Genomic DNA, 11,583 nt, shown 5'->3' with positions numbered 1-11,583 from the left:
CATTAGAATAGGTTTTTTTATGCAAAATTTCAACATTAATTTACCTTTTTTGTTAAATAACATTTAAAAAATATGGTTTGTTACATTTGTTTGCAAAGCTAGTGGAAAATTCCTGCACTTTCGCAGGCTTTTCGCTAAAATGAACCACTTACCCGGAGAAAACCTGCACTTTCGCAGTTTTTTTTCCCGGCAACCGCCTTATTCCCCAGTTCAGATACGGAGATAATGACCGGAAACTCATCGACCATGCGGTAGGTAAAATAAGCGAAATACTCGCGGCTGCGGGAGGCCAAGTCGAATTCGTCATTCCTGACACCGCTCATATGATGGGGGGCTGCCGGATGGGGAATGATCCAGGATCCTCAGTCGTTAATTCGTTTGGACAAACTCACGATATTCCCAACCTTTTTATTTGCGATGCGAGCATTTTTGTCACGTCAGGTGCCGGAAATCCTACGAATACGGTCATGTCGCTAGCGCTCCGAACGGCAGACTACATCAAAGAGAAAGCGAAGAAGCATACGAGCGGAGTTTTTTTCCATCATGGTTAATCAAGTGGCGTGAAGCATCCAAGAGATGGAATATTCATGAAAGAAAATAAAATAGGGCAGGACATTTGCCGTAATTGAATATCGGGACATTTCCGATCTATAATGACGGCCCCGCCATAAAACGGCCCTGACGAAACACGCAGCGTGCAGGGTATGGCGGGCGAAAACCGGAGAGTGATCAGCTGTAATTGTCGGAGCAGTCTATTTTCCAAAACGAGAATCCGTAGTTTCCTCCATCTATAGGATGATAACAATTTTCGAAACATAAATCCCTCCTTCTAAGTTCACCTTAAACGGAGGGATGTTTATTTTCAATATAGAAATACAGGAAGCTGCACAATTGCAGGCCTTGTGGGCCGCCGCATCGCCGCAAACCTAGATGCCGAAACCTTTCATCAGCGGCATAACGAATTTAAGCACGCCCATGCCTATTTTCATAAAACTGCCGATTGATCCGAAAAAGTTTCCGCCCCCCAAACCGCCTAATCCTCCGGCTGCCCCGGCTCCCCCAAGACCGCCCAAAAGCCCGCCTAAATCGCCTAAACCTCCGGATTTGCCGAGCAGATTGCCCAGGCCGCCTAACGCGCCCAATCCGCCGCCCAGCGACGAAATTTGCGCCTTCGCTCTGGCCGGATTTCGGGACAGCTTCCGCTTGCCTTTTACGCCTTCGATCAGCAGTTCCCCGTCCTGCGCTTCCCGGACAATTCCGCAATAGCAGCTTCCGTCTTTCGTTACAATTAGAATAGGCACTCTGTTCATAACCGCCTGAATTTGCGCCAGCGTTTGCGGTTCCGGGCGGCTCCCGGCCCTTTTATGGTTGGATGTTCCCGCTCTTTTTTTCATAAATGCTTGCACGCCCTCTCGAATGTCTCGTCCTCTATTATTTATGTTATGACGAGCGTGCCGCCTTTGACTGCGCAAGTATGGAGAAATGCGCCCCATTTATTTCCGCTTAGGGGGGCTAAACGGAAATAAATTCACAGGGGGCACCTCACGAAACGGAAAAATCGTACGCTAAGCAATTCATTGCATGAAAACCCGGACCCTTTATTCAAAAAGGAATCCGGTTTTTGGAATCGTCGTAACAACAGCTGCTGTAATAATGCGTGACTTTACAAATGAGAGCCCCCACTGGCATCAATCAATTGCCCGGTTACCCAACGGCTGTCGGGAGAAGCTAGAAAAGCAGCAATATCTGCGACATCTTCTGGTTGCCCCCACCTTCCAAAGGTAGCATCAATGGGGAAAAAATCAGGACAACAGCCACTAAAAAAAGAAGAGTAGTTATGGTACGTGGCAGCTTTTTATTTTTTTCAGATTTAAACCAACCCCAAAATTGACATACATTTCTATAAAAGACAAACAAAATTAGTAAATTGCCACATAAAGAATACGAGAAGTATTCTTCTATTTTAATTTTAAAAGGAGAATATAAAATTAATTGTTCTACCCACCCAAGTACGCCAAAGCCAATAACCAAAAAAATGACTATCCGTAACAGTTCCAATAAGAATAAAAAAGGTTTAGACAGACTAATCAACCTCCCCCTGGTTGAAGATTGTTGAAGCAGGGATTATCACCTATATATTACCATTCGATCCGGATCCGAAAGCACTCGACATCCTAGCAATTGAAGATTTGCTTCTGCTTTGGCAAGCCGATTCAAATCGTTCTCGGCTAGGTTCACAGTAGTTTTTCCTTACCTATTTGTTGAAGGTCCTCTTCAAGAAGAAGATTTGCCCTATCCAAAATGTCATTTGCAAATTCACGCAAATCACGCAATTCTGAGGAAAACACTATTTTTTTCTTGAAATCCAAATTGACTATTTCTTGAATTCTCAGCGAAGACTCATTTTTGGCAATAATGGCCCATGATCCGCTTTTGGTTATCTGATTGGTTTCCCATAATTGTGACGAAACATGTATGATCTGACGGTATAACTCCTGCAGCTCCAGGATTAATTCTACTTTATCTTTATTCATATTATTAGTCGTCCTTTTCAATCAATATATCAGCTCCGTAGTCTCCAGAAGTGGCAGTTCCTTTCACTCTACGTAACACTTATCGTAAAAGTCAAATCTATACTTGACCGGTGGATAATGCCGAAGATGAAACTGCTCTTTAAATAGCGGTTGAAAGCTATATTTTTGAATAACTTCGTTCACATCATATTTAAGCTTTCTGACTCAATTATACCATCAATGTATAGAGAAAACTTGCAGAATATGGGTTCGTATTGAATTGGGAACGGTGCGTACTCTCCGGAACCTAAAACCCTAAAGGGTAAGATCTGAATGAGCTGGATTGGGAGCTGGAAAAAGAAAAAGTACGATTCGTCCGCTATGCGGACGATTTCGTACTCTTTGGACGAGAGGAAGATGAGGTACGACGTGGGGAAGATATCGTTCAATCGACCATGATGAAATTGCGATTGGAACTTTCCCCCGAAAAGACCAAGACGCTTCACCTGATCGAGAAGACTACGCCAGAGGGAAGGATTATTCCTGAGCTGGAATATCTCGGCGTAGCTATCCAAGGCTGGTTTCGAAAGCGAGATGGGGCATGGAGCTTTGGATTGAGATGTACCTCGGAAGCGCTGAAGAATTACCGCTACTTACTTGTAGCCGCCTAACAAGTAGTTGTAAAACGGCTCGTCCACCCAAAATTTATAGCTGTCCACCTGCAGGCTCGAATCGATCTTGTTGATGCCTGCCGCGAGATCGGCGGATTTGTCGTTCAAGGTAAAGGATTGCGCGTAATAATGGCCTTTAGTAATTTTGTTGTTGGAAATTTGTTTATAATCCGGAAGCTCGGTCAAAGAATAGTAGAGCGGCTGCCACCAGGAGGCGTAAATCAGGCCTTTCGCATCCTCGCTGTTCTTTTTGGCATACTGGAAAATGACGGATTGGAACTTATTTTTTTGCTCGGCATTGTCAAACTCGAACTCGATATCGTATTCTTTGGAATAAGCGATATAATTGCCGTTCTCGATCTGCACCACCTGGTAATCGTCCGTTTGCGTCGGCTCGCCCCATTCCTTCAAATAAATGAAGGCCGACGTCTTGGGCTCCAGTTGCACTTTGGCCTGAATGCCTTCGCTGCGCAGCAAGCCGATCAGCTGAACGGCATGCGTAATGTCGGAATGCCCGTAGGTGAGCGACAGCTTCGGATCGAAATTCGCGTCATACCGGGTATCCTTCAAGTTGTAGCCGGTCACGAGATTTTGCCTCAAAGCTTTGTCAAAAACGGCGCGCAGCTCCTTGGCGGAAATAAGATCCTCCGTCTTCCAGGCTTCCTGCACTTTGCCGAAAATGTCATCGTCCGTCGTCAAGCCGAGATAATGCTTGTAATGGCCCTGGAAATCGAGGATTTTGACTAGCAAATCGCTCGTAAAACGCTCATCGGCAGCTGCTTCAGGCTTGAAATCGGCGTGCCGCTCTTTGGCGAGGAGCCCCGTATCTACAGCGGCAGCCAGCTCTTGCGCAGCTTGCTCGGTGAGCGCCCCAGTCTGCCCGGCGCCCAGCTTAAGCTTGGCCAGCGCGGTTTTGATTTTGTCCTGGGGATATGTATAAGCCAGTTCCTTCAAACCGGCCGCTTTGACCGCGATAAAAGTCGCTTGCAGCTCGGTAAGCGGCAGCTCGCCCTGCAGCTGTTTTTCCGTAATAATTCCGTTCTCGTACAGCGCCCGGGCCGCGTCATAATAAGGGCTGCTCTTTTGCACATCGGTAAAAGGATTGGACTGATCTTTGGGCTGCAGCTTCAAAATGCTGTTGACCGCATTGACGAAGTCGCCTTTGGTTAAGGAAGCAGCCAGGCTGACGTTGTAATGATCTTTCAAAAATTGCTTGTATTCCGCGTTCGCTTGACCGGATTGCGCAGCGAATGCCGCCTGATGAACCGTACCGAACGATAATAGAGCGGCGGATAAAGCGATGGCGCGTATGGTTTGGGCAGATTTCAATAGTTTCATAGATGACGTGCACCTCCGTTTATTAATTCACATGGGAATAGTATGAATTTGACGCATAATATATCATTATTCGGCGGGACTGTCAATGCGATTTTCGCTCGTTCCTTCTTCTTTTCTCAAAAGGAATCCGCCGACCGACCGCGAATTCATACATAGGAGTCTGTCCGACGGAGTTACTTTTGTGCAAAGCCAAAGAATATGACTGCATATACTGCAGCTCACGCTGCATAAATACTGTCATTCTACATATATACCTTCTACGTGGTTCATCGGACAGACTCATAGATGCCGGAAAACCGTACATGCAACGAGAATGGATTCGAAAAGGAAGGTGTTGTCATGAAAGCCGTATACGCCGGGAGTTTTGATCCGATTACGCTGGGTCATTTATCCGTTATTGAGAGGGCGCTGAAAATGTTCGACGAAGTCCACGTCGTCATCGCCAACAACCGTTCGAAGAAGCACCTGTTTACGATCGAACAAAGGACCGAGCTGGTCGGGGTATCCATTTCCCCCAGGCAGCAGGAGCGGACGAAGATCGTGCCCTATGAAGGAATCGTCGCGGATTACATTAATGCCCACGGCATTCATGTCGTCATTCGCGGCATCCGCAATGCGACAGATCTCGATTACGAGCTCCAGATGGAGCAGTACATAAGAAATACGACCGATGCGGATACGGTATACTTGTCGCCTTTTACTCCTAACATGCAAACGAGCAGTTCGCTTGTGCGCATGTTTTTGCTCTCGAATAAAGCGGAATTCGCCAGAAATTATATGGCGCCCGCAGCCTTTGAAAAAATCCAAACCTATAAGAAAGAGGGATAGCGATGAAATTTACGGTGATCGGCCAATGGGGCGCCTATCCGAAAGCGGGAGAAGCTACGGCAGGCTATTTGCTGGAGCATGGGCAGGAGCGCATCCTGATCGATTGCGGGAGCGGCGTGCTGTCCTGCCTGCAAAAGTATGCCAAGCTCGATCAGCTTACCGCCGCGATCATTACGCATACGCATCACGATCATATCGCCGATTTCGGCTGCCTGCAGTACGCCTGTCTGATCGACACCGATTTGCAGATCCGGACGGCGGATCTGCCGGTTTATATAGCTCGCGACCCGAAGCTGGCGGAGCAGGGCGGATACGCCTCGATGAAAGGCACAGCCGTCCGCGCTGTGTCCGCGGCGGATACGCTGCGTTTCGGCGACATGGAGCTGTCTTTTTTCCAAACGTTTCATGAAGTGTACTGCCTGGCGGTGAAAGTGAAAGTCGGCGGCCAAGTGCTGGTCTATACCGCCGACACGTACTACGACGATTCGTTGATCGAATTTTGCCGCGGGGCGGACGTGCTGATCGCCGAAGCTTCCTTTTACGCCGGATTCGATCAAGCGCGGAAATACGGGCACATGAACGCGCACGAAGCGGGGCGGCTGGCCGAGCAGGCGAATGTAAAAAAGCTGGCGCTGACGCATTTGCCGCATTTTGGAGACGTAAGCAGGCTGCCTGTAGAGGCGGGCGAAATGTACCGGGGCGAGATCGTTTTGGCCGCGCAGGGGACGGTTTTTACGTTTGCCGCCGAAGGTTGAGCAGGATCTGACATTGACATGCATGCCCGGCCATGTGTAAGTTTAAAGTAAAGGAACATGTCTGATCAGAACTGGAGTATCCACATAATGAAGAAGTTTAAAAAATTTTATATTGAAATTACGAGCGTCTGCAATTTGGCCTGCACGTTTTGCCCTCCGACGCAGCGAAAGGCCAACTTCATTGCCGTCGACGATTTTGCCAAGACGCTCGATCAAATCAAGCCGCATACGGACTATATTTATTTTCACGTAAAAGGGGAGCCGCTGCTGCATCCCAAAATCGACGAGCTGCTGGACCTGAGCCACGAACGCGGTCTTAAAGTCAATATTACGTCCAACGGCACGCTCATTGCCAAAAACAGGCACAAGCTGCTGAACAAGCCGGCGCTCAGACAGATGAATTTTTCGCTGCACAGCTTTGACGGGCACGAAGGTTCCAAAGACAAGGCGGGATATTTGGCCGGCATTCTCGGCTTTATCAAGGAAGCCGCCGCCGCCTCGTCCGACATCATCTTTTCGCTGCGCCTGTGGAATTTGAACCGGGACAACGCGACGAATCAGGAGCGGCAGCGAAACCGCGAGCTGCTCGGCATGATCGAGCAGGAGTTTAATCTCGACTACAAAATCGAGGAGCAAGTCGTGCGCGGGAAAGGAACCCAAATTGCCGACCGCATCTATATCAATCAGGATTACGAGTTCGTATGGCCTGCTCTGAAAGAAGAGGAGGACGAGGGCAAAGGGTTCTGTCACGGCTTGCGCAACCAGGCCGGCATTCTTGTGGACGGTACCGTTATTCCTTGTTGTCTGGACGGAGAAGGGGTTATCAATCTGGGCAATATTCATCAAAAGCATTTCTCGGACATCATAGAAGGAGAGCGCGCGACCCGGTTGTACGACGGCTTCTCCCGAAGGGAAGTCGTTGAAGAGTTGTGCCGCAAATGCGACTACCGGCGAAGATTCAGCCTGTGACCCAAAGGCGCGGCCAAAGCTTGGGGGCATGGTCCGCGGTCGCGGCGGCTCCGAACCGAAGCCGGCGCCCGGTCGCTAACGCCGCGACCTGGGCAATCCCTGCGAATCTGCTTACTGCAGGTCGGAGGGATTTTTCTTTTCGATATTTGCGTTGATTTGATCGAGCGCTTTGCGCAAAACCGCAACCTCATCCTTCGGAATGTCCTGAAGGACGCTTTGCACGAGCTCGGCCTCGATCGGCGCCAGCAGTTCGCTTAGCGCGCGGCCGCTGTCCGTTGCATAAGTCAAAAAGGAGCGGCGGTCTTCCTCGTTCGCGACCCTTTTGACCATACCCTTGCGTTCCAGTTGGTCGAGAATGCGGGTAACGTTCGTCGGGTCTTTTTCAATTCGGATCGACAGCTCTTTTTGGGAAATTCCATCGTCTTCGGCCAGTTTGTTCAGAACCGACCACTGTTCGGGGGTAATCTCGTAGGGTTGGAATCGAAGTGTAAGCAATTGATTCAGTTTCCTTGCCGTTTTGCTGATGATGAAGCCCATGGAATCGTTTACAGTCACTTGAAGTTTTCACCTTCTTATTTATGAAAATGGGAACGGATCGAACCCGCCGATCACTTTATTATCGCCTTCCGGGCGGTCCGATGTCAATGAATCCCGGACGATCCAAGTTCCAGGAGGACACAATTTCCCTGCGATATCGCCTATTTTAAAACGAATACCGTATAATGACAGTAAAGGGCAACGTGATCACAAGCATAGGAAGTGACTCTCTTTTGAACTCTACACGGTTATTAAGCGATTATCTCAAAGAGAAATGGTTGATGTATGCTGCCGCGGCGCTAATGATTTCGGTGGGAAATATCGTGTACTCGTACTACCCCAAGCTGCTCGGACAGTTCACGGATCATCTGCAGCAGGGCGACTTGACCCGTTCGCGCATCATCGAATACAGCCTGGGACTGCTCGCGATCGGCGTTACGTACGGGTTACTGATCGCCATCGGACAGTATATGATCATGCGGTTCGGCAGGCGGTTCGAATATGTTGCGCGGAATCGCCTGTTCGAGCATTTTACGAAGCTGAGCGCAAGCTTTTACTCGAAGCATGGCGTCGGGAAGCTTCTGAGCTATGTGGTCAACGATGTGACCGCCGTCAGGGAATCGATATCGATGGGCATCAACCAGATCGTGAACTCCACGATTTTGATCGGGGCCGTCATCGTTTCGATGCTGTTCAGCTCGATTCCCTATTACCTGATCGCGGTTTGCGTCGCGCCGATGGTCTTGATCCCGTTCATCGTCGTCCGGTTCAGCCCTGTGATCCGAAAGCGGTCGCTGCTCGTGCAGGAGGCGCTGAGCAAAATGACGGAATCGGCGGAAGAGCAATTCGGCGGCATCCGGGTCGCCAAAAAGTTCGCCGTCGAATCGATTATGAACCGCCGGTTCGGCGATACGGTCGACCGCATTCGCGACAGCCAGCTCCGCTTGGTGCGGCTCTCCTCGCTGTTTGAGGCGCTGATCCCGTTTCTCGGCGCGCTGTCGCTGATCGTCACGCTGGCGTATGGCGGCTATTTGACGATTCATCAGCGGATTACGCTGGGCCATTTTGTATCGCTGACGCTGTACATCCGCATGATGGTTAACCCGCTTCAGCAAATCGGCCGGGTCATCAATACGATGCAGCGGTCAAGAGCGTCGCTGGAGCGGATCAACGATTTGCTCGATCTGAAATCGGACATTCAGGAGCTTGAAGAGCCCGAGGAAGCGGATTTCGAGCATTCGGCCATACGCATCGAACACTTGTCGTTCGCATATCCCGGCGAGGAAGACGAAGTGCTGCACGATATCAGCCTGCGGATTGAACCGGGTAAGTCGCTAGGCATTATCGGCAAAACGGGCAGCGGCAAAACGACGCTCGTCAAGCTGCTGCTGCGCATTTACGATCCGCCGGAAGGCACGGTCTGGATCGGCGACAAAGATATCCGCGAGCATACGCTGGAAAGCTTGCGCAGCCAGATCGCCTACGTGCCGCAGGAAGGCTTCCTGTTTAGCACGACGATCCGCGACAACATCGCGTTTTACCGCAGGGATACGCCGCTCGATCAGGTGGAGCACGCCGCGCGCAAAGCGGAAATATTCGCCAGCATCGCGTCGTTCCCCGAGCGGTTCGAGACGAAGCTGGGCGAGCGGGGCGTCACGCTGTCCGGCGGGCAGCGCCAGCGAACNAAGCGGAAATATTCGCCAGCATCGCGTCGTTCCCCGAGCGGTTCGAGACGAAGCTGGGCGAGCGGGGCGTCACGCTGTCCGGCGGGCAGCGCCAGCGAACGAGTCTGGCGAGAGGCATCATCAAAGATTCGCCGCTGATGATTTTGGACGACAGCGTCAGCGCCGTGGATTCGGTGACGGAGAAGCATATCATCGATACGATTCGCCGGGAGCGCTCAGCGAAAACGACGATCTGGATCGCACACCGGATCAGCGCCCTGAAGCACACGGACGAGATCATCGTGCTGGACGAAGGGCGGATCGTGCAGCGCGGGACGCACCGGGAGCTGCTTGAGCAGAACGGCTTGTATGCCAAGCTGCACGCCATCCAGGAAGGAAGGAGGATGGCGGACGATGACGAAACCTCCTTCAAATAAAGCCGGCATGTCGGCATTCCGCATGTTATCCTATTATGCCAAGCCGCATAAATATACGTTCCTGCTCGTGCTCTGCTGCACGCTGCTGGGCATTGCGGCGGATTTGCTTCAGCCGTATTTGGTCAAAATCGCCATCGACGACAATCTGATGAGCGGCCGCAACGATTACCGCTCGCTCGTGGTCATCTGTCTGTTTTACCTTGGCTTGTCCGTCGGCAGCCTGTTTTTCACCTATGTGCAAAACAATTTGCTGCAGTTTGCCGGCCAAAGCGTCGTCGCCCGCATACGCAAAGATTTGTTCGCGCATATTTTCCGCATGTCGATGTCCTACTACGACCGCACGCCGAGCGGCAGCCTGATTACGCACGTATCGAGCGATACGGAGACGCTGAATCAATTTTTCACGCAGGTGCTGCTCAGTTTGATGCGCGACGGCATGACACTGGTCTTTATTATTGTGCTGATGTTCCATCTCGATCCGCAGCTTACTTTATACAGCATGATCGTAATCCCCGTAATAGCGGTTATCGCGATCGGGTTTCGCACTTATATGCGCAAAACATACCAGTTGTCGAGATCGCAGCTGTCCCAACTGATCGGCTTTGCCGCTGAAAATCTGTCCGGCATGCACCTGATTCAAGCGTTTCACCAGGAACGCGAGCAGAACGGCCGGTTTTCCGAGCGCAATCAGGGGTATTTTCGCGCCAACCTGCGGGAAGTCCGGACGAACGTGCTATTTAACCGCTCTTTTGATATGCTGGGCAATCTCTCGGTAGCGTTCATCACCTGGCTGGGCGGCATGGCGGTCTTTCATAAAACGATCGAGTTCGGCGTGCTGTACGCCTTCATCACTTATATTCGGCAGTTTTTCCAGCCGATCAACAGCATCACGCAGCAGTGGAACACGCTGCAATCCGCAACCGTATCCGTGAACCGGATCTGGAACGTCTTTTCAACGCAGCCGGACATTACCGACGCGGAGCGCCCGGCGAAAGTGGATATAGCGCAGGTGAAAGGGGCCATCGATTTTAACGGCGTCAGCTTCGGCTACCGGGAAGACGCGACGGTGATCGATCATTTGAACCTGTCGATCCGGCCGGGGGAAATGATCGGCATCGTCGGCACGACGGGCGCGGGAAAAAGCTCGCTCATCAGCCTGCTGTGCAGGTTCTACGATGTGCGGGAGGGAAGCATCGAAATCGACGGCACCGATATTCGCGATATCCGGCAGGCGGAGCTGCACCGCATCGTCGGGCTCGTGCAGCAGGAGCCGTACTTGTATTCCGGCAGCATTGTGGACAATGTCCGCATGTTCGACGAAACGATCGGACGGGAGGATGTCATGCGCGCATGCAGGCTCGTCGGCGCCGATCCGCTGATCATGCGGATGAAAGACGGCTACGATACCCGCGTATCGGAGCGGGGAAGCGGGCTGTCCGCCGGCGAGCGGCAGCTGATTTCTTTTGCCCGCATCATCGTGTTCCAGCCGAAGGTGTTGATCCTCGACGAAGCGACGGCGAATCTTGACTCGCACACGGAGCAGCTGATTCAAGCGGCTCTGCAGGTCGTAGCCGAGGGCAGAACTTCGCTCATCATCGCGCATCGCATCTCGACGATCGTCGGCGCGGACCGCATCATCGTGATGCGTGAGGGCCGGATCGTCGAGGAGGGCACGCACGGCGAGCTGCTGCAGCGGCAGGGCTACTACGAGCAGCTGTACTTGCATTCGCTGGGCGAGGCGGCGTCCGGCCGCACGGTTTGAGCCGGCGGTATGGGTGAGACCGGGCTGGGCCGTTGCGGGCCGGGGGTACAAGCCGCGGCGGTCTGGGACGCGAAGGTCCCGGACCGCGGGCGCTCTTCCGCCGGAAGCC

The 11,583-nt window shown here is 51.7% G+C and carries 9 protein-coding genes and 3 pseudogenes; 7 read left to right on the top strand and 5 right to left on the bottom strand.

The annotated features are described in order from the left end of the window. Nucleotides 1-209 precede the first annotated feature (209 nt). Nucleotides 210-551, top strand: a pseudogene (locus AC0LWT_RS13050) (GMC oxidoreductase); the annotation flags it as partial. A 375-nt stretch (nucleotides 552-926) separates the two neighbouring features. Here AC0LWT_RS13050 and AC0LWT_RS13045 read toward each other — a convergent pair. The 3 genes and pseudogenes from AC0LWT_RS13045 to AC0LWT_RS13035 form a co-directional block, all read right to left on the bottom strand. Continuing rightward, the gene (locus AC0LWT_RS13045) at nucleotides 927-1,394 is read right to left on the bottom strand and encodes a hypothetical protein (protein ID WP_474681673.1); all 468 of its coding nucleotides are present in this window, start codon (nucleotides 1,392-1,394) and stop codon (nucleotides 927-929) included. 269 nt (nucleotides 1,395-1,663) lie between these two features. Next, a pseudogene (locus AC0LWT_RS13040) lies at nucleotides 1,664-1,786 on the bottom strand (SDR family oxidoreductase); the annotation flags it as partial. A 448-nt stretch (nucleotides 1,787-2,234) separates the two neighbouring features. Continuing rightward, nucleotides 2,235-2,534: a hypothetical protein gene (locus AC0LWT_RS13035; protein ID WP_474681672.1), complete on the bottom strand. Its 300-nt coding sequence runs from the start codon at nucleotides 2,532-2,534 to the stop codon at nucleotides 2,235-2,237. Nucleotides 2,535-2,842: 308 nt separating this feature from the next. Between AC0LWT_RS13035 and AC0LWT_RS13030 the strand changes: the two genes are divergently transcribed. After that, a complete protein-coding gene (locus AC0LWT_RS13030) occupies nucleotides 2,843-3,184 on the top strand; it encodes a reverse transcriptase domain-containing protein (RefSeq protein ID WP_474681693.1) in 342 nt (113 codons plus the stop codon). Here AC0LWT_RS13030 and AC0LWT_RS13025 read toward each other — a convergent pair. Next, nucleotides 3,167-4,522 carry an S-layer homology domain-containing protein gene (locus AC0LWT_RS13025; protein ID WP_474681671.1) on the bottom strand — a complete coding sequence of 452 codons (1,356 nt, stop codon included), beginning with the start codon at nucleotides 4,520-4,522 and terminating at the stop codon, nucleotides 3,167-3,169. The genes AC0LWT_RS13030 and AC0LWT_RS13025 overlap by 18 nt on opposite strands. Nucleotides 4,523-4,861: 339 nt before the next feature. Between AC0LWT_RS13025 and coaD the strand changes: the two genes are divergently transcribed. From coaD to AC0LWT_RS13010, 3 genes are all read left to right on the top strand, one after another. Then, nucleotides 4,862-5,350 (top strand): pantetheine-phosphate adenylyltransferase, encoded by a 489-nt coding sequence (gene coaD, locus AC0LWT_RS13020; RefSeq protein ID WP_474681670.1) that lies wholly within the window; start codon nucleotides 4,862-4,864, stop codon nucleotides 5,348-5,350. Nucleotides 5,351-5,352: 2 nt separating this feature from the next. Then, on the top strand, nucleotides 5,353-6,105 hold the full coding sequence (locus tag AC0LWT_RS13015; protein ID WP_474681669.1) for an MBL fold metallo-hydrolase: 753 nt from the start codon (nucleotides 5,353-5,355) through the stop codon (nucleotides 6,103-6,105). An 87-nt stretch (nucleotides 6,106-6,192) separates the two neighbouring features. Beyond that, nucleotides 6,193-7,074 (top strand): radical SAM/SPASM domain-containing protein, encoded by an 882-nt coding sequence (locus AC0LWT_RS13010; RefSeq protein WP_474681668.1) that lies wholly within the window; start codon nucleotides 6,193-6,195, stop codon nucleotides 7,072-7,074. Between the two features lie 111 nt (nucleotides 7,075-7,185). On the opposite strand, the gene AC0LWT_RS13005 is transcribed toward AC0LWT_RS13010, so the two are convergent. After that, on the bottom strand, nucleotides 7,186-7,629 hold the full coding sequence (locus tag AC0LWT_RS13005) for a MarR family winged helix-turn-helix transcriptional regulator (RefSeq protein ID WP_474681667.1): 444 nt from the start codon (nucleotides 7,627-7,629) through the stop codon (nucleotides 7,186-7,188). 215 nt (nucleotides 7,630-7,844) lie between these two features. On the opposite strand from AC0LWT_RS13005, the pseudogene AC0LWT_RS13000 reads away from it, so the two are divergent. Both AC0LWT_RS13000 and AC0LWT_RS12995 read left to right on the top strand, forming a co-directional pair. After that, a pseudogene (locus AC0LWT_RS13000) lies at nucleotides 7,845-9,712 on the top strand (ABC transporter ATP-binding protein). Then, nucleotides 9,690-11,474, top strand: a complete 1,785-nt coding sequence (locus AC0LWT_RS12995; RefSeq protein WP_474681666.1) for an ABC transporter ATP-binding protein — start codon at nucleotides 9,690-9,692, stop codon at nucleotides 11,472-11,474. The pseudogene AC0LWT_RS13000 and the gene AC0LWT_RS12995 overlap by 23 nt, the downstream one beginning before the upstream one ends. Nucleotides 11,475-11,583: the final 109 nt, after the last annotated feature.

The organism is Paenibacillus sp. sgz302164 (assembly GCF_056120505.1).
The sequence above is the reverse complement of the archived record's forward strand: the minus strand, read 5'-3'. Positions and strand labels throughout refer to the sequence as shown.